The organism is Amycolatopsis sp. DSM 110486 (genome assembly GCF_019468465.1).
GTDB lineage: Bacteria > Actinomycetota > Actinomycetes > Mycobacteriales > Pseudonocardiaceae > Amycolatopsis.
In genome coordinates this window covers 10,406,896-10,427,723 of record NZ_CP080519.1, presented here as the reverse complement: position 1 = coordinate 10,427,723, position 20,828 = coordinate 10,406,896, and the positions used below count along the sequence as shown (strand labels likewise).

Here is a 20,828-nt window from a genome sequence, read left to right as displayed (position 1 = left end):
CTCGGTGTGGGCGCGCCGGACGCGTGCCTTCGTGGACCAGCCGTTCGCCGTGATCCGGCGACGCGGGTTAGATCGGGATCATGAACGGAGCTTTGGCGGGCAAGATCGCGGTGGTCACGGGCGCGACCCGGGGCGTGGGCAAGGGCATCGCCCTCGAGCTGGGTGCGGCGGGGGCGACGGTGTACGTCACGGGCCGCACCGCCGAACCCGGGCCGTTGCCCGGCACGCTCGCCGAGACGGCCGCCGAGGTGACCGCCCTGGGCGGCACCGGCATCGCCGTGCGGTGCGACCACCACGACGACGCCCAGGTGGAGGCGGTCTTCGCGCGCGTCGCCGAGGAAGCCGGGCGGCTCGATGTGCTTGTGAACAACGTCTTTTCCGCGCCCGACATGGCAGCCTGGCTGAACCGGCCGTTCTGGGACCTGCCGCTGACCGCGTGGGACGAGGTCCTCGGCATCGGCGCACGCTCGCACTACGTGGCGAGCGTATTCGCCGCCCCGCTCCTCTTCACCGCGGGCGGCGGCCTGATCGCCAACATCTCGTCCTCGGGCGCGGCGGCGTACCAGCAGAACACCGTCTACGGCGTCGGCAAAGCCGCGGTCGACAAGATGACCGCCGACATGGCGCTGGAACTGCGCGACCGCGGCGTCGCGGCCGTCTCGATCTGGCCGGGCCTCGTGCGCACCGAACTGCTCGCCTTCGCCGGCCGCGCCACCCCCGACGGCCGCACCGTCCTGGACATCCCGGGCGCCGGCGAGTTCGACCTCGCCGCGGCTGAGTCCCCGCGCTTCGTCGGCCGCGGCGTCGCGGCCCTCGCGGCGGACCCCACCGTGCTCACCCGCTCGGGCCGCGTCCACACCACCACGGACCTCGCCACGCACTACGCCTTCACCGACCTCGACGGCACGCTGCCGGGTGAGGTCGCCGCGTCCTGACCCGACGTCGGCGTTGGGGCGGTTGCTTTGGTGTGCCGTCGCGCGAGGTGCGGGGTGGGCTGTCGCGTCTTGGCGGGCACTCGTCGGCTCGGCCGCGCCGGTTCGTCGGGCACAGTTCGCCGCATCGGCCACGTGCGCCGGGCGAAACAGCTCGGCCTCGCTCGTGAGGGGTCCGCGGGGCGCGTGCTCTGGACCGCAGCCGAGACGGGTCGCCGGGCTCGCCGAAGCCACCGTCCCCGGGAACTTTCCAGGGACGGTGGCCGTTTGTCACCCGCCGATCCGAGGGCCGACCTCCAGCAAACGCCGCCTCACGGCCGAAAAGGGCCGGGCGAAATAACCCTCATTGAGCTGGTTTGACCGAAAAATCCCCGACATACGGCGACAGATCCCCGCAGGTTCACCGCACGGGCCGAGAGGAACACCACTCTCGACATTTGCTTAGGTTTGCCTAAGCTCACTCTGCCCGACCTGCCGGGCAGTCCTCTTGAGTCCGGAAAGGACCTTCGCCGTGAGTACCCCTGTCACTCAAGCCGCACCTGTCGCGGGTTCCGTGTCCCCCACCTTCCGGCGGCTGCACGCCGCTGCCGTAGCCCGGATCGTGTTCGGCGTGGTGTGGGCGATCGACGCCACGTTCAAGTGGCTGCCGGGCTTCGTGCACGGCCAGACGCTCGGCAAGGAGCTGGGCAAGGCCGACAAGATCACCATCCCTGTGGTGCACCAGTGGCTGGAGCTGTGGCACACCGTCGCGAGCTGGAGCCCGGCGGCGTTCGCCGTGGGTACCGCGGTGATCGAGACGCTGATCGCGCTCGGGCTGATCTTCGGGGCGTTCTCGAACCTCGTGTTCATCGGGAGCGCGGTGTTCTCGTTCGGCATCTGGTCGGCGGCCGAAGGCTTCCACCTGCCGTGGGACGCGCCGGGCATGACGGACCTCGGCCCGTCCGTCGGCTACATCTTCGCCTCGCTCGGCCTGTACTACGCGGCCGCCGGCTCCGTGTGGAGCGTGGACACGGTCCTGCGGCCGAAGCTCGGCAAGCTCTCCTGGCTGGCCGCCAAACCGGCCACCGTCTAGTCCGAGCCGCCGCCGGACCGCTCGTGGCCGAGGTCGAGCAGCTCCTCGAAGAACCCCCCGATCCGCCGTTCGCGGTCGACGAGGTGGACCTCGAGGATCCAGTGCGACGTCTGCCCGTTGCGGTCCGGCCGGCGCATCGGCCGGTCGCTGCCCGGCGCGATGTAGGACTCGATCCGCTCGCCGTCGATCGTCTCGTGGGGAAACTGGCCGACGAGATGCCCGGAGTGCGCGCCGCCGAACTCCCAGCCGGCCTCGGCGGCGAGCTTGGTGACGTGGTCGTACAGCTCGGCGCCGGTCACGTCCGGGTGGGCCTCGAAGTACTCGCGCCCGGCCTGCCACACCACGGGCAGGCTGTCGCGCAGCCGCAGCTTCACAGGGTCGTCGCCGAGCACGAACGTCCGCCCGAAGTCCGCCTCGAACTCCTCGAAGATCGGCCCGAAGTCGACGAACACGATGTCGTCCTCGGCGATCGCGCGGTCGGGCGGGTTCTCCCGGTACGGCCGCAGCGTGTTCTCGCCCGCTCGCACGATTCGCTTGTGCCAGTAGCGGTCCACGCCGAACAGTTCGGCCGCGAGGTCGCGCACCGCGTTGCTCGCCTCGGTCTCGCGCACGCCGGGCGCGAGCAGCCCGCGCCGCTCGACCTCTTCGAACAGCTCGACGGCCTTGGCCTGCGCGTCCAGCAAACGCGCCGCGCGTCGTGCCTCGTCCTCGATCAGCTCACCCATGCCCCTGACGGTAACCACCGCCGCGCGCGGCCACCAGGCGAGTCCGATTTGGGCGCCTGCGGGAGGAATCACCCGATCCGTGGCCGAACCTGGGAGAACTCCACAGGTTTCCCACGGAGCCCGGCAAGGAAAATCTCAGGTACGGGGTGTGTTCTGGTCGAGGCGGTAGCCAGGAGCGGGACGAGGCTGGAGCGGGAACATGAGCGAACAGGAGCCGGGGTCGACCGGTGAGCAGACCGGCGGTTGGCCGTACGGACACGGTGACCAGACCCAGCCGGGCGCGTACGGGCAGTACGGACAGCCGGGTGCAGCGGGTCAGCCGGGCACGCCGGGCGCGGCGGGTCAACCGGGCACGCCGGGTCAGCAGGGTCACTACGGCCCCTACGCCGGCTACAACCAAGGCTGGGCACCGCAGGGTGCGTGGGGCCAGCACCCGGGCACCCAGCAGTTCCCGCAGACCCCGTACCACCGGCCGCCGCGGCCGATGCGCAGCGCGGCGATCGCTGTCGGCGCCATCGGGCTTTCGGTGGTGCTCGGCCTGGGCATCGGGCACTTCGTGTGGACGCCCGGCTCGGAATCCGCCGGGGGCAACCAGAGCTTCGGGTCCGTGGCTCCTCCCGGGGGCACGTCGAGCACGTCGATCGACCCCAACGGGATCGCGACGAAGGTCGACCCGGGCCTGGTCGACGTGAACACCGAGCTCGGCTACCAGAGCGCCGCCGCGGCGGGCACCGGCATCGTGCTGACCTCCGACGGCGAGATCCTCACCAACAACCACGTCGTCGAAGGCGCCACCAGCATCAAGGTGACCGACATCGGCGACGGCAAGACCTACACCGCCTCCGTGCTCGGCTACGACCGCAGCCACGACATCGCGGTGATCAAGCTCAACGGCGCCTCCGGCCTGAAGACCGCGACGCTCGGCAACTCGTCCGCGGTCGCGGTCGGCGACGCCGTGGTCGGGATCGGCAACGCGGGCGGCGCCGGCGGCACCCCGGCCGTGGCGGCCGGCAAGGTCACCGCGCTGAACCAGTCGATCACCGCGTCGGACGAGTCCGCCAGCTCGTCGGAGCAGCTCACCGACCTGATCCAGGTCGACGCCGACATCCAGTCCGGCGACTCCGGCGGCCCGCTGGTCAACGCCAACGGGCAGGTGATCGGCGTCGACACCGCCGCGTCGCAGGGATTCCAGTTCAACGGCGGCCAGGGCCAGGGCGGGCTCGGCCGCGGCCGCGGCGGGCTTGGCCAGGGGCAGGGCGGACTCGGGCAGGGAGGTCTCGGGCAAGGCGGTCTCGGGCAGGGCCAAGGCGGTCTCGGCGGCCTCGGCCAGGGCGACGGCGGTCTGGGCCAGGGGCAGGGCCAGGGCGACGGCGGTCTCGGCGAAGGCGACGGCCAGCAGGGCACCTCGGGCGGGCACCAGGGCTTCGCGGTCCCGATCAACCAGGCGATCGACCTCGCCCACCAGATCATCGGCGGCAAGTCGTCCGACTCCGTCCACATCGGACAGAGCGCCTTCCTCGGCGTGTCGGTGAGCGACGCCGGCCAGGCGCAGCAGTCCCCGGGCGGGCTCGGCCAAGGTCAGGGACAGGCGCAGGGCGGCCAGGCCCAGGGCGGCTCGACCGGCGCTCAGATCCAGGACGTCGTCGCGGGCGGCCCCGCCGCCTCGGCCGGCCTCGCGGGCGGCGACGTGATCACCGCGGTCGACGGCAAGGCCGTCGACTCGGCGACCGCACTCACCACCCTCATGGACACTCACCACCCGGGCGACAAGCTCACCATCACCGTGGTGGATCAGACCGGCCAGCAGCACGACGTCTCCGTGACCCCGGTCAACGGCCCGGTCGGCTGACCTCGAGCACATCAGGAGGGGTTCCGGTCCATCACGGACCGGGACCCCTCTCGTCGTTTCGGCGGCAACTTCGCTGGCGGTCGCCCGGCGCGCACGGCATGTCGGTGACACCGGCAGGTCGGGTCGGCTGGGCGCAAGCACGCCAGGCGGGGCTCACGACCGCGGACCGGGATCCCTCCGCCGTGCAGCAACTAATTCCTCTCGGAACGAGGGAGGGGTGTCATGGACCGCGGAATGATCCACCCCGTGGCAGTCGCCAGGTGCAGGACGGCATGTTGGTGACGCCGGTCGGTCCGGGCGGCTGAGCGTAAGCACACCAGGAGGGGCTCCGGCCATCGCGAACCGGGACCCCTCCCGCCGTCGCGGCATTACCTTCCTCCCGACGCGAGCGAGCGCGCGAGGGAGGGAAGAAGCCCCCATGAACCGCAAATGGCTCACCCCGTTGCTGCTGGCGGTCGCCGGCTGCAGTACCAGCACAACCGGCCAGGCACACCCCGCCGGTGGGGCACTGCCGAACGCGGCCGACGGGCGGAACTACGCCGCCTGCGCCGACGGCAACTGCGAAGTGCTCGTGACGAAGCCGGTCGACCTTCCGGCCGGTGGGCGCGGCAACGTCGACACGCTGGCGATCACCCGCATCGGGCCCGGCGGTGTGGACTACGAGCTCAAGGGCGCGCACGGCAGCGGCTCCGGGAACCTGACCACCGGCTGTGTCTCGACGTTCTACGAGGGTGGGGGCGGGTCGGCGTGCTACTCCGGTGACGTGCCGCAGCCGGATGCGCAGACCGGGGTGCTCGCGGTGCGGCTGACGGGGGCGTCGGCGGTCGGGGCCGTGGTGCAGCTGGTTTCGGGGCCGCCCGGGCCGCCGCCGGAGTCACTCGTGCCTCACATTCCCGGTTTCGGAGGCTGAGCGCGGCCTATTCTCTTCTGCGGCACCGTCGCCGAAGCCGGGAGAGGAATCCGTGGACTCCATCAGCACCCTGTCGTACGAGCCGCTCACCCCGACCGCCTACCTCGACCGCGCAGCGGCCGCGCACGGGGAGCGGATCGCCGTGGTCGACGGTGAAGACCGCTGGACCTACACGGAGCTGCACGAGCGATGCCGCCGGCTGGCCGGGGCATTGGCGCCGCTCGCGGACGGGCGGCCGGTGGCCGTGCTGGCGCCCAACACCCACGTTCTCCTCGAGGCCAACTTCGGGGTGCCGTGGGCGGGCGTGCCGCTCGTCGCGGTGAACACGCGGCTCGCGGCGCGGGAGATCGCCTACATCCTGGAGCACTCGGGGGCGGCGGTGCTGGTGCACGACCCGGTGTTCGACGAGCTCGTCGAGGACGCCGTCGGGCTGCTGTCCGAAACCGCGCCGCGCCGGATCCGCACGGGTGAGGAGTACGAACGGCTGCTCGCGGCCGCCGAGCCGCTGGCGATCACGCCCGAGGACGAGCGGTCCGTGCTGTCGATCAACTACACCTCCGGCACCACCGGCCGGCCGAAAGGCGTGCTCTACAGCCATCGCGGCGCGTACCTGCAGGCGCTGGCGATGGTCGGGCACACCGGCCTGTCGCCCTCGGCCGTGCACCTGTGGACGCTGCCGATGTTCCACTGCAACGGCTGGTGCTTCCCGTGGGCGGTCACGGCGGCCGCGGCCACGCACGTGTGCCTGCCGAAGGTCGAGCCCGCCCGGGTGTGGCAGCTCATCCGCGAACAGGGCGTGACGCACCTCAACGGCGCGCCGACGGTGCTGTCGATGCTCGCCTACGCCCCGGAAGCGGCACCGGTCGAGACGACGGTGCGCGTCGCCACCGGGGGAGCGCCGCCGTCGCCCGCGATCCTGCGGCGCATGAGCGAGCTCGGCTTCGACGTGACGCACCTCTACGGCCTGACCGAAACCTACGGCCCGGCGATGATCTGCGACTGGCGCCCGGAGTGGAACGCGCTCGACGAGCAGGAACAGGCGCGGCTCAAGGCACGCCAGGGCGTGGGCAACATGATCTCCTGCACCGCCCGCGTGATCGCCGACGACGGCACCGACGTGCCCGCCGACGGCGCCACCGTCGGCCAGATCGCCTTGCGCGGCAACAACGTCATGCTCGGCTACCTCGACGATCCCGAAGCGACGCGCGCCGCCGTTCCCGACGGCTGGTTCCGCACCGGCGACCTCGGCGTCGTGCACCCGGACGGCTACGTCGAACTGCGCGACCGCAGCAAGGACGTGATCATCTCCGGCGGTGAGAACATCGCGTCGGTGGAGGTGGAACAGGCGATCGCCGAGCATCCGGCCGTGCTGGAGGTGGCCGTGGTCGCCGTGCCGGACGAGCGCTGGGGCGAGGTGCCCGCCGCGTACGTGACCTTGCGCGACGGCGAGAGCGCCACGGAGGCGGAAATCGTCGAGTTCGTGCGCGAGCGGCTGGCGCGGTTCAAGGCGCCGAAGTCGGTGACGTTCGGGGACCTGCCGAAGACGTCGACCGGGAAGATCCAGAAGTACGTGCTGCGCGAAAAGGCCTGGGCCGGCGTGGAGCGACGCATCCAGTGAACACCTCAGCCCAGCCGGTAGAAGCGCCACATGTCGTGGTCGATCGGCAGGGTCTCGACGCGGTCGAACCCGGCTTCGCGCGCATACGCCTCGACGGTCGAGCGGCGGATCGCGGTGCCGGTGGCGGCCGAGCTCGGGCTGCTCATGCTGTCGGGCAGGCAGATCGACACGCTGAAGCCGTACATCAGCCGCTCGACGGCGTCGCCGGGTGCGGTGAACTCGTCGGCGACCTTCATGTCGGCCACGAGCACCGTCCCGCCGAGGCCGCGCATCGCCGCGAGCGCGCGGACGGGGTAGGGCAGGTCGTGGAGGCATTCGAAGGCCATCACGAGGTCGTACGGCTCGGCCTCGACCGTGCCGATGTCCTGGCGGTGCACGGTGATCCGGTCGGCGAGGCCGGCTTCGGCGACGTTGGTCCGGGCGAGATCCACTGAGGCTTGGTCGAGGTCGTACGCGTCGACGTGGGTCTGGGGGAACGCGCGCGCCAGGGCGATCGCCGCCCAGCCGCCACCGCAGCCGATGTCGGCGACGCGCGACGGTCCGTCGGCCAGGCGCGCGAGCACGTCGGGCATCGCGGGCAACCACTGGGGCGCCAGCAGGTGCAGGAAACCCGGACGGTTGAGCGCCGCCTGAGATTCGCGCATGTCGGCGCCGTAGCCTGCCCACGGGAAGCCGTGGCCGGTGCGGAACGCCTCCGCGACCTCGGGCACGTGCCCGGCGGCGCTCACGAGCTGGCGCGCGAGCGGGCTGAGGTAGGCGAGTGAGTCCTGGTCGGCGAGCACCGTCTCGGCGCCGGGGGCGAAGCGGTAGTGCCGTTCGGTGTCGGTGCCCGTGACCTCCAGGAACCCCGACACTGCCTGCTGTTCGAGCCATTCGCGGGCGCATCGCTCGTCGGTGCCGGTCGTCTCCGCGAGCTGGGCGGGCGTGCGGTCGCCGCCGGCGAGGGAGCGGTAGTAGCCGAGGCGGTCGCCGAGCGCGATGGCGATGACGTCGGAAGTCGCGACGGCGGCGTCGAACACGCGCGCGGCCATGGCTTCAGCGGGGTCTTCGGGCATCACCCAGTATTCGCAGAGCGGTCCGAACCGGACAACGACGGGCTTTTCACCGGGGCCCGGGCTCGTGGCCCGGGCCCCGGCGGTGATCAGCGGGCGATCGCGCTGAGCAGTTCGGCGTTCGTGGTGTCGCCGGAGAGCTCCCACGCGAAGACGCCACCGAGCCCCTGCGACTTCGCGTAGCCGGCCTTGGCCGACGCCGTCGCGGGGGTGTCGTAGCTCCACCACTGCGAGCCGCACTTCGCGTAAGCGGTGCCGGCGATGAGGCCGTTGGACGGGCACGTGGTCTTGAGGACCTTGTAGTCCTCCACGCCGTCCTCACCCGTGGTGGTGCCCTTCACCGGGCCGGTCGCGGTGCCGCCGGGCTGCTTCTGCGTGACGCCGTCCCAGCCGCGGCCGTAGAACCCGAGGCCCAGCAACAGCTTCGCCGACGGCACGCCGTCACGGCGCAGCTTCTGGACGGCGGCGTCGGCGTAGAACCCCGCGGTGGGAATGCCGTAGTACGAGCGCAGCGGCGAATGCGGCGCGGTGGGACCGGTCGGGGTGGCGCCGGCGACGAAGTAGTCGTAGGTCATCACGTTGTACCAGTCGAGGTAGCGGCTCGCGCCCGCGTAGTCGGTGGCGTCGATCTTGCCGCCGGGCGTGCCGTCCGCGGTGATCGCCGCGGTCACGAGCTGCTTCCCGAACTTGGCGCGCAGCGCCTGGACGACCTTGGTGAAGGCGTCCGGGCCGCTGGCGTCGCACTCGAGGCCGCACGCGTTGGGGTACTCCCAGTCGACGTCGATGCCGTCGAAGAGCCCGGCCCAGCGCGGGTCGTTCACGAGGGCGTAGCAGGAGTCCGCGAACTTCGCGGGGTCTTTCGCCGCCTCGGTGAAGCCGGGGGAGAACGTCCAGCCGCCGAACGACCACAGGATCTTCAAGTTCGGGTGCAGCTTCTTGAGCTGCAGGAGCTGGTTGAAGCTGCCGTGCAACGCGCCGGGTTCCGCGCTGTCGGCCTGCCCGTCGACGCTCGTCGCGGCGTCGTAGGGCTGGTCGGCGTCGGCCCACTCGTCGCCGAACGCGCACTGGCCCGCGGAGACGGTGCCGAACGCGTAGTTGATGTGGGTGAGCTTCGCGGCGGAGCCGGAGGTCTCGATGTCCTTGACGTGGTAATTGCGGGCGTACACGTCCCAGTCGGCGAAGTAGGCCATGACCTTGTGGTCCTGCTGGTGGTTCGCTGCCGCTGGGGTAGGTGCCAGTGTGGTCGCCGAGCTCGGCGCCGCGAGCGAGGCGAGCACCAGGGCCACCCCGGCCCCGGCCGTGACCAGACGTCTCAGCACGATCGTTTCCCTTCGACGGGGGAAGAAGACCGCCGGACGCTAACAGGTCCAGACCAATGGGGACAGGGTTCGCCGTGAGAGCGGGCAGCAACGCGGCCCGTTTTGACCAGGTCGACGCGCGGGCACGGGCGGGGCTCCTGGTTCTGGCCCCGCTCGGGTGGTTCTGGCCCCGCTCGGGAACAGGCCGCCGCTCGAACGTGCCGCGGACGAGTCCCCGGCTTGGATCAGGCGGGCTTGACCTCGCAGCGCCACGCGCCGCCGGCGCCGCGGGTGCACGTGAGCTGCTGCTCGTCGGTCGCGCCACCGGGCCGGAGCCACGGCATCACGGTGTCGCCGGCGATGAGCGCGTCGAGCGTCTGCAGCTGCGGGTCGCGCGGCTCGGGGTGGTGCTCGTACCCGGCCCGCCCGAGCGCCAGCGCGATGGCCATCCCGAGCAGGTTGACGTCGTTCGCGTCGGTCGGCAGCTCGCCTCCCTCGGGGCGCAGCCGCACCCCGGCCTCGGGCGAGGGGACGATCGCTGCGATGTAGCTGTCGGACATCAGCCGGCACTCTCCGTTCGTGGACCTTCGGACGGGGCTCAGCCTATTTCGCCCGCTCACCGGTGTCACCGGCGACCCGCCGGGGCTCAGCCCAGCGCGCGCCGCAGCCGGGGTGCGCGCACCAGGACCCGGCACGCGTACCGGATCTGCGCCCAGTGGCCGCTCCTGGTCCGGGCGAGGTCGTGCAGCTCCGAGAGGAACAGCTCGGCGTACTCGGCCCGGCTCCCGGCCGGCAGCAGCGCCGCCGCGCACGTGGCCGTCACGCGGGAGAACGCGATCACCTGCGCCGGGCTCGCCGCCGGTCCCGCCCACCCGCGCCAGCGGGGACGCCGCGAGCCGAACCCGTGGTCGGAGAGCACGGCGGCCACGTCCGTGCGCGCCGCGCAGAGCTGGTCCACCACCTCGATCACGCAGCGGCGCGCGAGGTCGTGGTCGTCGCGCCCGGTGCCCTCGCCGACCAGCGCCAGCGCGCGCCACGCGTAGGCGCGGGCGTTGCCGAGCGCGGGTCCCAGCTCGGCGGCGCCCGCGAGGTCGCCCGTCACGTCGAGCTCGCGGCACAGGTCGTCGAGCCGCCCGCCGACGAGCGGCAGGTCGATCACGCGGTGCGAGCTGCTCAGGTAGGGAAGCAGCTTCGCTGCGACGCGATCATGGGTCCGGCCGAGCAGCCGGTCCAGCCCGAGCAGCAAGTCGAGCGGCGGGTTCACCGCGCGTCCCCCGCCAGGCCCGGGCGCAGCCGCGTCAACGCGCGCGCCGAGGTTTCCGCGCTGTGCAACGCTTCCCGAGCTGCCTCGAGGCCGTCGGGGTCGAGCCGGTAGTAGCGCCGCCGCGGCCGGCCCGCCTCCGACGGATCCGCTTCCTCCCACCGCGACCGCAGCCAGCCCGCCTTCTCGAGGCGCGCGAGGATCGGGTGGATCGTGCCGCTGGGCAGCCCGGCGACAGCGCAGATCTCGAGCCCGTACAGCTCCTGGGCGGGTTCCCGCAGCAGCGCGTGGAGCACCAGCTGGGTCGGGAGGGTCATCCGGGGACCGGCCATGCAAGAACTCTACCTAGCCCCCGTACCCGGGGGAAGCCCCGGCCGCGGCTCGGCGTCCGGGTGGGCTTCGGGAAGTGGTCTGGACATTTCACGCATTGGTCCAGACAATAGGCACCTCCCCGCCGAAGCCGGAGGTACGCGATGAGGCGTTCCCGACTGTCCGTGTTCCTGGCCGCGTTCGCCGTGGCCCTGGGTGGGCTCGTGGCCGTGCCCGGCAGTGCCGGGGCCGCGAACCTGCTGGTCAACCCCGGGTTCGACGGCGGGTCGACGGCCGGGTGGGAGTGTGCGGGCGGGGCGGCCACCGTGGCCTCGCCGGTGCGTTCGGGGGCGGGGGCGCTGGCCGTGACGGCGTCCGCGGCGGACACCGGGCAGTGCAGCCAGACAGTGTCTGTGCGGCCGAACACGACCTACGCCGTCGAGGCGTGGGTGCGGGGCAATCCGGTGTACCTGGGGGTCGCCGGAGGGCCTTCGACGTGGACGGGCTCAGGTGACTACACGCGCCTGGCGCTGTCGTTCACCACGGGCGCGAGCCAGACGTCCGCGCAGCTCTACCTGCACGGCTGGTACGGCGGCGGCACCTACTACGCCGACGACGTCAGCCTCGACGGCCCGGGCGGCGGGACCCCCGGCGCACCCGCCGCGCCGGCAGCGCCCAAGCTCGGCGCGGTCACCAGCACGTCGATCGGCCTGACGTGGACCGCGCCGGCGGGCACCGTGACCGGCTACCGCGTCTACGAGGACGGCACGCTGCGCACGGCCGTCACCGGCACTTCGGCGACGTTGACCGGGCTGTCGCCGTGCACCTCGCACAGCTACACCGTCGCCGCGTACAACACGGCGGGGGAGTCGCCGCGCAGCGCCACCGTTTCGGGCAGCACCGGCGGCTGCACCAACGCCGGCCTGCCGAAGCACGCCCTCATCGGCTACCTGCACGCCAGCTTCGCCAACGGCTCCGGCTACGTCCGCATGGCCGACGTGCCCGACGCGTGGGACATCATCGACCTCGCGTTCGGCGAGCCGACCACGCCGACGTCCGGCGACATCCGCTTCAACCGCTGCCCGGCGACTGAATGCGCCGGCGTGGAGAGCGACGCGGACTTCATCGCGGCGATCCGCGCGAAGCAGGCGCAGGGCAAGAAGGTGCTCATCTCCATCGGCGGCGAGAAGGGCCAGGTGCAGCTCACCACCGCGGCCGCGCGGGACGCGTTCGTCAGCTCCGTCTCCGCGATCATCGACAAGTACGGCCTCGACGGGCTCGACGTCGACTTCGAGGGCCACTCGCTGTCACTGAACGCGGGCGACACCGACTTCCGCAACCCGACCACCCCCGTCGTGGTCAACCTGATCTCCGCCCTCAAAACGCTGAAAGCCCGCTACGGCAGCGGGTTCGTGCTCACGATGGCGCCCGAGACGTTCTTCGTGCAGGTCGGCTACCAGTTCTACGGCGGCTCGTCGGCCGGCGACCAGCGCACCGGCGCGTACCTGCCGGTGATCAACGCCCTGCGCGACTCGCTGACCGTGCTGCACGTCCAGGACTACAACTCCGGGCCGGTCATGGGGCTGGACAACCAGTACCACACCATGGGCGGCGCCGACTTCCACATCGCGATGACCGACATGCTCAAGGCCGGCTTCCCCGTCGCCGGCGGTGCGTTCTTCCCCGGCCTGCGCGACGACCAGATCGCGCTCGGCGTCCCGGCGACCGTCAACGCGGGCAACGGCTACACCGCCCCCGCCGACGTGCAGACCGCCCTGACCTGCCTGGCGAAGGGCACCGGCTGCGGCGGCTACACCCTGCGCGGCGGCACCGTGCCGGGCCTGCGGGGGCTCATGACGTGGTCGATCAACTGGGACCACTTCTCGGGCTGGGCGTTCCAGAACGCGCACGCGCCGTTCCTGGACACGCTGCCCTGAGACAGCCTGCCTGAGACCCACGAGACATGGCGGGACGTGGGCGATCTTCGGCAGACTGGGAACCACCGGCGAAGATCGTGAGGACAACCGATGGACCTGAAACTCCGCGGCAGGCGCGCCCTGGTGACCGGCGCGTCGAAGGGCATCGGCGCGGCCGTGGCCGAGGTGCTCGCCGCCGAGGGCAGCCACCTGCACCTGGCCGCACGCAGCGGCGAGGCGCTCGAAGCCCTCGCCCGGAAGCTGCGGGAAGCGCACGGGGTCGAGGTGACCGTGCACGTCGTCGACCTGCGCGAAACGGCCGATCTCGAACGGCTCGCCGAGGCCACGGCCGACGCCGACATCCTCGTGAACAACGCCGGCGACATCCCGGCCGGCACGCTCGACCAGGTCGGCCCCGACCGGTGGCGGCACGCGTGGGACCTCAAGGTCTTCGGCTACGTCGACCTCACCCGGCTCGTCTACTCGCGGCTTCGCGAGCAGGGCCGCGGTGTGATCGTCAACGTGATCGGTGCCGGCGGTGAGCGGCCGAAGCCGGAGTACATCGCCGGCGGCACGGGCAACGCGGCGCTGATGGCCTTCACCCGGGCGCTCGGCGCCGAAGGTCCGCGCGACGGCGTGCGCGTGGTCGGCGTGAACCCCGGCCCGGTCGCGACCGAGCGGATCACCACCATGCGCGCGGCCAACGACGACGTCGACGCGAGCTTCGCCGCGCTGCCCTCGCGCCGCGTCGCCGAGCCGGGCGAGGTCGCTGACCTGGTGGCGTTCCTTGCTTCGGCCCGCGCCGACTACATCAGCGGCACCATCGTGACCATCGATGGCGGGATGTCCGCCGCGTCCTGATTCACCCGGCGGCGAAGACGTGCCGCCACCGTTCGGCCGAGTCGGCGAGGTCGCGGCCGACGTGGTCGAAGTAGTCGCCCATCGCGGCCAGCCGCGCGGCGGCGGGGGAGCCGGCCAGCAGGCCGGCGCCCTCGCGGGCAGAGGTGGCCCACGCGGTGCAGACGTCGGCTTCGCGGCGGCACGAGCGGTACCACGCGTCGTCGTCGACCCGGTAGTGCTCGCGGCTGCCGGGCTCGCTGACGCGGCGGACGAGCTCCAGCTGCTCCAGGTACGCGATCGCCTTGGACACCGACGCCGGGCTCACGCGCACGCGCGCCACGAGGTCCGTCGCGGAGAGCGTGCGCCGGTCGCTGGTGAGGAGCGTGGCGAGCACGCGGGCCGGCATGCGCGGGAGTCCGGTGTGGACCATCATCTCCGTGAACCGCTCCTCGAACCCGCTCACCGCCGGGGCGCCCGCGGGCACGCGCCGGCCCCGCTCGTGCGTGGCCTCCTGGGCGTGGTCGGCCCGGTAGCCGCGCGGGCCGCCGTTGCGCTGGACTTCCCGGCTCACAGTCGACGTCGGCCGCCCGAGCAGCCGCGCGATCTCGGCGTAGGCGAGCCCGGCTTTCAGCCCCTCGGCGACGCCTTGACGGTCCTCGTGGGTCAGACGGCTTCCCGGCATGCGCCCGAGCGTACCCCGTCATTGCAACAAGGGCGCCCCGTTGCACTCGTGACAGCCATTGCAATACAAGGAAAACCCGAGTTGACGGACCCGGTGATCAGTCGTAGTTTCCGGATCGGGAAAAGGGGGTCACCATGGACACGACGGCGTTCACCGCGGTGGAGAACAGCCTGTACCTCACGCTCGACGGCCGCGCGCTCGACGCCCGCGCACCCCGCCCGGTGCTCGGCGACCCCACGGCCGCGGGCGTCGTGGCGGCACTCGGGCACGACCCCGCGGCGGGGCCGCTGGTGAAGAGCCAGGTGTTCGACATCGCCGTGCGCTCGCGCATGCTCGACGACGTGGTGCGCTCGTTCGTCGGCCGCCACCCCGACGCCGTGGTGCTGGAGCTGGGCTGCGGGCTCGACGGCCGGATCGAACGCGTGCGGCCACCATCCACAGTGGACTGGTACGACCTCGACCTGCCCGCCGTCGTCTCAGTGCGCGAACGGCTCCTGCCGCCGCCCGCGAACGTCCACCCGGTGGCCGCCGACCTCACCGACCCGGCGTGGCTCGAGCGGATCCCGGCCGACCGGCCCGCAGTCGCGGTCGCCGACGGGCTCGTCGCCTTCCTGCCGCAGGACGCGTTCGTCGCCCTGCTCGCCGGGATCGCCGGGCGCTTCCCGACGGGCGAGATCGCGTTCAACAGCTACACGCGCTTCCACGTCTGGGCCATCAAGCACTACCGCGGTACCGGTTCCATCGCGGGCGTCGTGGCCAACCCCGGCTTCGACGACCCGCGCGCCCCGCAGCGCTGGGTGCCGCAACTGGAGCTGGTCGACGAGCAGTTCGCGTCCCGCGCGCCCGAGGTCGCGTTGCAGCCGCCGGCGCTGCGCTGGTTCACCCGGCTGGCGGCTCGCAGCACGGCGGTGGCCAGGCGGGGGACGTGCGTGCTGCGCTACCGCTTCTGACTCACGGGCCGGCGTGTCGCGGCCGACGCCGCTGCCTCACGCGTCCGGATACCGCGTATCCAGCGCGACCGCCTCCCACTCGGCCAGGTCCGCCAGCTGCTTCTCCAGCTTCGCCCTGATCCGCGTCACCGCTTCAGGCCCGAGTGGCAGCCGCAGCGGTGCGTCGGGGGTGTCGACGAGCTTCAGGATGGCCGCGGCGGCGCGGGCGGGGTCGTTGGGCTGGTGGCCGTCCTGACCGGAGAACTGGGAGCGCAGCCGGCCGGCAGGGGTGTCGGCGTAGTCGGCGATCGGGTCGGCGAACGTCATGGACCGGCCGGCGAACTCGGTGCGGAACGGGCCCGGCTCGACGATGCTGACGCGGATCCCGAGCGGCCCCACCTCGCCGGCGAGGGCTTCGGACAAGCCTTCCAGCGCGAACTTCGACGTCGCGTAGATCGCGTGGCCCGGGTTGCCGACGACGCCGCCCACCGACGAGAGCTGCACGATGTGCCCGCTGCGCCGCGCGCGCAGGTGGGGCAGGACGGCGCGCGTCACGGCGAGCACGCCGAACACGTTGGTCTCCATGACCTTGCGCGTCTGCTCGTCGGTGAGCTCTTCGAGCGCGCCGATGAGGCCGTGGCCCGCGTTGTTCACAAGGACGTCGATCTGCCCGTACTCGGCGAGCGCGGCGTCGACGGCCGAGCGGATCGACGCGGGGTCGGTCACGTCGAGGCGCGCGACGAGCGCACGGTCGGCGAAGTCCTTCACCGACTCGACGTCTCGCGCGGTGGCCACGACCCGCTCGCCCCGCGCGAGCACCGCCTCGGCGAGCACCCGCCCGAAACCGGCGCTCGTGCCCGTGATGAACCAGACCCGGCTCATGTCCGTCTCCTCGATTCGCGGTATCTTGATACTCAAACCAAACTACCTTGAGACTCAAGGGAGTGTCCAGTGGACCAGGACTCGGTCGGCGCCGGCCTCGCGGCGTGGCTGCGCGTGATGCCCGCCGGGGTCGACGCGGACGTCGAGGCCGCGCGCCAGCGGATCGGCCGGCTGTCGCGGCAGTTCGAGCAGGTGCTGGGCCGCGCGGCCGCCGCCCACGACCTCACCCCCGGCGACTGGCAGGCACTCTCGGCCCTGCACCGCTCCGGAGAACCGCCCGTGCTCACGCCCAAGGAGCTCGGTGACCTGCTGGGTGTCACGTCGGGCACCGTCAGCGTCCGCATCGACCGGCTCGCCCGCGCGGGGCTGATCGAACGCGTCGCGGCCGCCGACGGACGCAGCCGACCGATCCGCCTCACCCGCAAGGGCCGCGCCCGCTGGGCCGCCGCCACGAAGCAGCGCACCGACGACGAACGCGGCCTCTTCGCGGGCGCACTCGAACCCGACCGCCTGACGGCCCTCAACACACTGCTGGCCGATCTCCTGGCCCGCTTCGAATCGGAGTTCGGCCCGGCGTCCACAGTGGACCGGATCGGCGGCGAGGGCTGATCGGCCCTTACGAAAACCGGGCGAGGATGTTGTGCGGGAACGGCAGCTCGGGCGCGCTCACCTCCGTGAGCCGGTCGAGCACCGCGGCGGGCAGGTCCAGCGCCAGCGCTCCGAGCGTGTCCGTGAGCTGCCGCGCCGAGCGCGCCCCGACGAGGGTGCCCGCGATTCCGGGCCGCCGCAGCACCCAGTGCATCGCGACCTGCGCCGGCGTCTGGCCGGTCTCTGCGGCGACCTCACGGACGGCGTCGAGCACCGCCCAGCGCCGTTCGGAGTGCTTCGTGCCGTCGAGCCGGCCGGACCCGGCGCCGTCGCGAGAGTACTTGCCGGTGAGGAAGCCGCCGGCCAGCGCGCTCCAGGGCTGTACCGCGATGCCGAACTCCGCGGCGAGCGGGAGGTGCTCGGTCTCGATCGTGCGCTCCACCAGCGAGTACTCCAGCTGCATCGCCGTGATCGGTGGTCCGCCGAGCATCGCGGCCTTCGTGGCGTACCAGGCGGGCACATCGCTCAGCCCCACCGCGCGCACCTTGCCCGCGCCCATGAGATCGGCAAAAGCCGCCACGACCTCCTCGGCCGGGGTGAACCCGTCCCACACGTGCAGCCAGTACAGGTCCACGTGGTCCACGCCCAGGCGCCGCAGTGACCGCTCCAGCGACGCGATCATGTTCTTGCGCCCGTTGCTGCGCCCCAGGACGTCGCGCACCGGCTCGCCGTCGACGAACCGCGGGCCCGAGTACTTCGTGGCCAGCACCAGCTCGTCGCGGTCGGGCACCTCGCGTAGAAACTCGCCGACGAGCTCCTCGCTGCGCCCGTCGCTGTAGTTGTCGGCCGTGTCGACGTAGTTGCCACCGGCGCCGACGTAGGTGCGGAACACCTCGCGCGAGGTCGCGTCGTCGGAGGAGAGGCCGCTCGGGCCGAACGTCATCGCACCCAGGGCCAGCGGCGAGACCCGCAGCCCGGAACGGCCCAGGGGCCGGTAGTCGTCCAAACCAGTCATGCCCCGAGCGAACAACCCGGACCGAGGTCCGGGTCAAGTCCCGAACCCGGAGCTTGACCTGGAGCGCGCTCCAGGTGGGAGTCTGGACGGGTGGATTCCTACTCACCCTCCGAAGTGACCGCCCGGACCGGCTTCAGCATCGACACGCTCCGCTACTACGAACGCATCGGCCTGCTGCGCGACGTCCACCGCACCGCGGGCGGGCGCCGCCGCTTCACCGAGGACGACCTGCGGTTCCTGCACCTGCTGCGCTGCCTGCGCGACACCGAGATGCCGATTGCGCAGATGCTGCGTTACGTGGAGTTGCTGCGCGAGGGCGACGACACCCAGGCCGAACGCCTCGCCGTGCTGCAGGATCACGAGACGCGCGTGGCCGAGCAGATCGACCGGCTGCGCGGGCACCAGGAGCACATCCGGATGAAGATCGCCTTCTACGGTGCCGCGGTCGACCAGACGCCGCTGGATCAGACCGAAAACCTGGCAAAAGTCTGAGCCGAGCCGGTGGAGCGGCGCCGCGACGCCACCCCACCGGATGGTGCTCAGTTGAGCAGACCGTGCGGGTCCAGCACGTACTTGCGTGCCGCGCCCTGGTCGAACTCGTGGTAGCCGCGAGGCGCGTCGCCGATGCTGATCGGCGTCGCGTTCACAGCCTTTGCGATCTGCACGCGGTCGTTCAGGATCGCCATCATCAGCTTCCGGTGGTACTTCATCACCGGGCACTGGCCCGTGGTGAACGAATGCGACTTCGCCCAGCCCAGCCCGATCCGGATCGACAGCGAGCCCTGGCGCGCCGCCTCGTCGCCGGCCCCGGGATCCCCCGTCACGTACAGGCCGGGAATGCCCAGCGCCCCGCCCGCACGCGTGAGGTCCATCAGCGAGTTCAGCACCGTCGCCGGGTGTTCGGTCGCCGACTCCTTGCCGTGCCCGCGCGCCTCGAACCCGACGGCGTCGACCGCGCAGTCGACCTCCGGCTCACCCACGATGGCGGCGAGCTGGTCCTTCGGGTCGCCCTTCGACACGTCGATGGTCTCGCAGCCGAAGCTGCGGGCCTGCGCGAGCCGTTCGGCGTTGAGGTCACCCACGATCACCACCGCGGCGCCGAGCAGCTGCGCCGACGCGGCCGCGGCCAGCCCCACCGGGCCGGCTCCCGCCACGTAGACCGTCGACCCCACCGTGACACCCGCCGTGACGCAGCCGTGGAAGCCGGTCGGGAAGATGTCCGAGAGCATCGTGAGGTCGAGGATCTTCTCCATCGCCTGGTCGCGGTCCGGGAATTTCAACAGGTTCCAGTCGGCGTAAGGAACCATCACGTACTCCGCCTGGCCGCCGACCCAGCCGCCCATGTCGACGTAGCCGTAGGCCGAACCCGGCCGGTCCGGGTTCACGTTCAGGCAGATCCCCGTCTTGCCCTCCTTGCAGTTGCGGCAGCGTCCGCACGCGATGTTGAAGGGCACCGAAACCAGGTCGCCCACCTTGATGAACTCCACGTCACGGCCGGTCTCGATCACCTCTCCGGTGATCTCGTGACCCAGTACCAGTCCCTGCGGTGCCGTCGTGCGGCCACGGACCATGTGCTGGTCGGAACCACAGATGTTGGTCGCGACGTTTTTCAGGATCACGCCATGAGGGGTCTCGCGACCCACGTTCGCCGGGTTCACACCCGGACCGTCCTTGAGTACGAAGCCGGGGTACTCGATCGTGTCGATCTCGACCTTGCCCGGGCCCACATAAGTGACCGCTTTGTTGCCTGCCATGAGCTTCTTGCCGCCTTTCCTCGTTCGTCGGTGAACAGGTGGCGCGTCGTGGGGTTCCCCCGTCACGTCAGGCATTCCATGCTAACCCTGTCCCGGACACCGGCGTGCTGACTTGCCCGTGGCCCCGCGGGTGGGCAAGATCGACGGCGGCGGGGGGCCGGTCGTGTGCAGCCTTCGGCATGAGGAGCCAGTGTGGAGATCGTCGAGTTCACCCCCGAGCGCGAGCAATACGCCTGGACCTTTGGCGGGGTCGCCCCCATCCGGACGGTGAAGCCCGGCACGGTGTTGAAACTCTGGACCGAGGACGCGTTCAGCGGCCGGCTGCAGAGCGCGTCGGACAAACCGAGTGAAAAACTCGACATGCGGGAGGTCAACCCGCAGACGGGACCGTTCTTTGTGGACGGCGCGGAACCCGGTGACACACTCGCGCTGCACTTCGTGGACCTGGAACCGGCGCGCGACTGGGCCGCGTCGGCGACCATCCCGTTCTTCGGCGGCCTCACCGCCACCGACCGCACCGCGATGCTGCATGAACCGCTGCCGGAGCTGACCTGGATCTACCAGCTCGACCGCGAGAAGCAGATCGTGGTGTTCGAGGCACTGCGCGGCGACTTCCGCGTGGACCTGCCGGTGGAACCGATGCTCGGCACGGTCGGCGTCGCCCCGGCCGGGCGTGAGGTGCGCACGTCGCTGGTGCCGGACATGTTCGGCGGCAACATGGACACGCCCGAGATGAAGGCGGGCGCGACCTGTTACCTCGGCGTGAACGTGCCGGGCGCGCTGTTCTCGGTCGGCGACGGGCACTACCGCCAGGGCGAGGGCGAGGCCTGTGGCACGGCCGTGGAAGGCGCCATGAACGTGACGCTGATCGTCGAGCTGATCAAGGGCGGTGCGCCGGTGTGGCCGCGCATCGAGCAGGACGAGAACTACGTGGTGGTCGCTTCCTCACGCCCGCTGGAAGACGCATGGCGCTCGAGCCAGCACGGCATGATCGGCTGGCTCGGCGAGCTCTACGGGCTCGACCCGCTCGACGCCTACCAGCTGCTCACGCAGATCAGCCAGGCCCCGCTGGCCAACGTCGTCGACGCGAACTACAGCGCCGTCACCAAGATCGCCAAGCGCTTGCTGCCCACGGGCGAGGCGTACGGCGGAATGCACCGGTACCTGCGCGAGCAGGCCGCGAAGCTCTAGGAGGA

General features: G+C 71.6%; 21 protein-coding genes. 11 read left to right on the top strand and 10 right to left on the bottom strand.

Annotation, left to right across the window (positions count from 1 at the left end; translation table 11 throughout):
- Positions 1–80: 80 nt before the first annotated feature.
- Positions 81–935, top strand: a complete 855-nt coding sequence (locus tag K1T34_RS50335; RefSeq protein ID WP_220241826.1) for an SDR family NAD(P)-dependent oxidoreductase — start codon at positions 81–83, stop codon at positions 933–935.
- A gap of 508 nt (positions 936–1,443) precedes the next feature.
- Positions 1,444–2,004: a hypothetical protein gene (locus K1T34_RS50330; RefSeq protein WP_220241825.1), complete on the top strand. Its 561-nt coding sequence runs from the start codon at positions 1,444–1,446 to the stop codon at positions 2,002–2,004.
- On the opposite strand, the gene K1T34_RS50325 is transcribed toward K1T34_RS50330, so the two are convergent.
- Positions 2,001–2,729, bottom strand: a complete 729-nt coding sequence (locus K1T34_RS50325; protein ID WP_220241824.1) for a M24 family metallopeptidase — start codon at positions 2,727–2,729, stop codon at positions 2,001–2,003. The two genes, K1T34_RS50330 and K1T34_RS50325, sit on opposite strands and share 4 nt — an antisense overlap.
- A gap of 199 nt (positions 2,730–2,928) precedes the next feature.
- Between K1T34_RS50325 and K1T34_RS50320 the strand changes: the two genes are divergently transcribed.
- From K1T34_RS50320 to K1T34_RS50310, 3 genes are all read left to right on the top strand, one after another.
- Positions 2,929–4,578 carry a trypsin-like peptidase domain-containing protein gene (locus K1T34_RS50320; RefSeq protein ID WP_220241823.1) on the top strand — a complete coding sequence of 550 codons (1,650 nt, stop codon included), beginning with the start codon at positions 2,929–2,931 and terminating at the stop codon, positions 4,576–4,578.
- A gap of 418 nt (positions 4,579–4,996) precedes the next feature.
- Positions 4,997–5,488, top strand: coding sequence for a hypothetical protein (locus tag K1T34_RS50315; protein WP_220241822.1), 492 nt, complete (start codon positions 4,997–4,999; stop codon positions 5,486–5,488).
- Positions 5,489–5,549: 61 nt separating this feature from the next.
- The gene (locus K1T34_RS50310) at positions 5,550–7,106 is read left to right on the top strand and encodes an AMP-binding protein (RefSeq protein ID WP_220247843.1); all 1,557 of its coding nucleotides are present in this window, start codon (positions 5,550–5,552) and stop codon (positions 7,104–7,106) included.
- 5 nt (positions 7,107–7,111) lie between these two features.
- Here K1T34_RS50310 and K1T34_RS50305 read toward each other — a convergent pair whose 3' ends face one another.
- The 5 genes from K1T34_RS50305 to K1T34_RS50285 all read right to left on the bottom strand — a co-directional run bounded on the left by K1T34_RS50305 (position 7,112) and on the right by K1T34_RS50285 (position 11,049).
- A complete protein-coding gene (locus K1T34_RS50305) occupies positions 7,112–8,161 on the bottom strand; it encodes a methyltransferase domain-containing protein (protein WP_220241821.1) in 1,050 nt (349 codons plus the stop codon).
- An 86-nt stretch (positions 8,162–8,247) separates the two neighbouring features.
- Positions 8,248–9,444 carry a glycoside hydrolase family 18 protein gene (locus K1T34_RS50300; RefSeq protein WP_370643862.1) on the bottom strand — a complete coding sequence of 399 codons (1,197 nt, stop codon included), beginning with the start codon at positions 9,442–9,444 and terminating at the stop codon, positions 8,248–8,250.
- Positions 9,445–9,701: 257 nt separating this feature from the next.
- A complete protein-coding gene (locus tag K1T34_RS50295) occupies positions 9,702–10,016 on the bottom strand; it encodes a hypothetical protein (RefSeq protein ID WP_220241820.1) in 315 nt (104 codons plus the stop codon).
- An 86-nt stretch (positions 10,017–10,102) separates the two neighbouring features.
- Positions 10,103–10,720, bottom strand: coding sequence for a hypothetical protein (locus K1T34_RS50290; RefSeq protein WP_220241819.1), 618 nt, complete (start codon positions 10,718–10,720; stop codon positions 10,103–10,105).
- Positions 10,717–11,049, bottom strand: a complete 333-nt coding sequence (locus tag K1T34_RS50285) for a PadR family transcriptional regulator (protein WP_255638164.1) — start codon at positions 11,047–11,049, stop codon at positions 10,717–10,719. The genes K1T34_RS50290 and K1T34_RS50285 overlap by 4 nt, the downstream gene beginning before the upstream one ends.
- Before the next feature lie 141 nt (positions 11,050–11,190).
- Here K1T34_RS50285 and K1T34_RS50280 point away from each other — a divergent pair, with 141 nt between their 5' ends.
- A complete protein-coding gene (locus tag K1T34_RS50280; RefSeq protein ID WP_220241818.1) occupies positions 11,191–12,963 on the top strand; it encodes a chitinase in 1,773 nt (590 codons plus the stop codon).
- A gap of 90 nt (positions 12,964–13,053) precedes the next feature.
- Entirely contained in the window at positions 13,054–13,803 is a 750-nt protein-coding gene (locus K1T34_RS50275) for a short-chain dehydrogenase/reductase (protein WP_220241817.1), read from the top strand.
- Position 13,804: 1 nt separating this feature from the next.
- Here the strand turns inward: K1T34_RS50275 and K1T34_RS50270 are convergent, their stop codons facing one another.
- A complete protein-coding gene (locus K1T34_RS50270) occupies positions 13,805–14,464 on the bottom strand; it encodes a helix-turn-helix domain-containing protein (RefSeq protein WP_220241816.1) in 660 nt (219 codons plus the stop codon).
- Positions 14,465–14,598: 134 nt separating this feature from the next.
- Here K1T34_RS50270 and K1T34_RS50265 point away from each other — a divergent pair, with 134 nt between their 5' ends.
- Positions 14,599–15,414: a class I SAM-dependent methyltransferase gene (locus K1T34_RS50265; RefSeq protein ID WP_220241815.1), complete on the top strand. Its 816-nt coding sequence runs from the start codon at positions 14,599–14,601 to the stop codon at positions 15,412–15,414.
- A 36-nt stretch (positions 15,415–15,450) separates the two neighbouring features.
- On the opposite strand, the gene K1T34_RS50260 is transcribed toward K1T34_RS50265, so the two are convergent.
- The gene (locus K1T34_RS50260; RefSeq protein ID WP_220241814.1) at positions 15,451–16,275 is read right to left on the bottom strand and encodes an oxidoreductase; all 825 of its coding nucleotides are present in this window, start codon (positions 16,273–16,275) and stop codon (positions 15,451–15,453) included.
- Between the two features lie 69 nt (positions 16,276–16,344).
- On the opposite strand from K1T34_RS50260, the gene K1T34_RS50255 reads away from it, so the two are divergent.
- Positions 16,345–16,884, top strand: coding sequence for a MarR family winged helix-turn-helix transcriptional regulator (locus K1T34_RS50255; protein WP_220241813.1), 540 nt, complete (start codon positions 16,345–16,347; stop codon positions 16,882–16,884).
- Between the two features lie 7 nt (positions 16,885–16,891).
- On the opposite strand, the gene K1T34_RS50250 is transcribed toward K1T34_RS50255, so the two are convergent.
- Positions 16,892–17,878, bottom strand: a complete 987-nt coding sequence (locus K1T34_RS50250; RefSeq protein WP_220241812.1) for an aldo/keto reductase — start codon at positions 17,876–17,878, stop codon at positions 16,892–16,894.
- A gap of 90 nt (positions 17,879–17,968) precedes the next feature.
- Between K1T34_RS50250 and K1T34_RS50245 the strand changes: the two genes are divergently transcribed.
- On the top strand, positions 17,969–18,370 hold the full coding sequence (locus K1T34_RS50245) for a MerR family transcriptional regulator (RefSeq protein ID WP_220241811.1): 402 nt from the start codon (positions 17,969–17,971) through the stop codon (positions 18,368–18,370).
- A 47-nt stretch (positions 18,371–18,417) separates the two neighbouring features.
- Here K1T34_RS50245 and fdhA read toward each other — a convergent pair whose 3' ends face one another.
- Positions 18,418–19,632, bottom strand: a complete 1,215-nt coding sequence (fdhA, locus tag K1T34_RS50240; RefSeq protein ID WP_220241810.1) for a formaldehyde dehydrogenase, glutathione-independent — start codon at positions 19,630–19,632, stop codon at positions 18,418–18,420.
- A gap of 192 nt (positions 19,633–19,824) precedes the next feature.
- On the opposite strand from fdhA, the gene K1T34_RS50235 reads away from it, so the two are divergent.
- On the top strand, positions 19,825–20,823 hold the full coding sequence (locus K1T34_RS50235; RefSeq protein ID WP_220241809.1) for an acetamidase/formamidase family protein: 999 nt from the start codon (positions 19,825–19,827) through the stop codon (positions 20,821–20,823).
- The last annotated feature ends 5 nt before the right edge of the window (positions 20,824–20,828 follow it).

What these genes read in the sequence shown, in the direction of transcription:
- K1T34_RS50335 (WP_220241826.1), top strand. Translation starts at nt 81, where the DNA reads ATGAACGGAGCTTTGGCGGGCAAGATCGCGGTGGTCACGGGCGCGACC.
- K1T34_RS50325 (WP_220241824.1), bottom strand. Translation starts at nt 2,729, where the DNA reads ATGGGTGAGCTGATCGAGGACGAGGCACGACGCGCGGCGCGTTTGCTG.
- K1T34_RS50320 (WP_220241823.1), top strand. Translation starts at nt 2,929, where the DNA reads ATGAGCGAACAGGAGCCGGGGTCGACCGGTGAGCAGACCGGCGGTTGG.
- K1T34_RS50315 (WP_220241822.1), top strand. Translation starts at nt 4,997, where the DNA reads ATGAACCGCAAATGGCTCACCCCGTTGCTGCTGGCGGTCGCCGGCTGC.
- K1T34_RS50305 (WP_220241821.1), bottom strand. Translation starts at nt 8,161, where the DNA reads ATGCCCGAAGACCCCGCTGAAGCCATGGCCGCGCGCGTGTTCGACGCC.
- K1T34_RS50295 (WP_220241820.1), bottom strand. Translation starts at nt 10,016, where the DNA reads ATGTCCGACAGCTACATCGCAGCGATCGTCCCCTCGCCCGAGGCCGGG.
- K1T34_RS50285 (WP_255638164.1), bottom strand. Translation starts at nt 11,049, where the DNA reads ATGGCCGGTCCCCGGATGACCCTCCCGACCCAGCTGGTGCTCCACGCG.
- K1T34_RS50280 (WP_220241818.1), top strand. Translation starts at nt 11,191, where the DNA reads ATGAGGCGTTCCCGACTGTCCGTGTTCCTGGCCGCGTTCGCCGTGGCC.
- K1T34_RS50275 (WP_220241817.1), top strand. Translation starts at nt 13,054, where the DNA reads ATGGACCTGAAACTCCGCGGCAGGCGCGCCCTGGTGACCGGCGCGTCG.
- K1T34_RS50270 (WP_220241816.1), bottom strand. Translation starts at nt 14,464, where the DNA reads ATGCCGGGAAGCCGTCTGACCCACGAGGACCGTCAAGGCGTCGCCGAG.
- K1T34_RS50265 (WP_220241815.1), top strand. Translation starts at nt 14,599, where the DNA reads ATGGACACGACGGCGTTCACCGCGGTGGAGAACAGCCTGTACCTCACG.
- K1T34_RS50260 (WP_220241814.1), bottom strand. Translation starts at nt 16,275, where the DNA reads ATGAGCCGGGTCTGGTTCATCACGGGCACGAGCGCCGGTTTCGGGCGG.
- K1T34_RS50250 (WP_220241812.1), bottom strand. Translation starts at nt 17,878, where the DNA reads ATGACTGGTTTGGACGACTACCGGCCCCTGGGCCGTTCCGGGCTGCGG.
- fdhA (WP_220241810.1), bottom strand. Translation starts at nt 19,632, where the DNA reads ATGGCAGGCAACAAAGCGGTCACTTATGTGGGCCCGGGCAAGGTCGAG.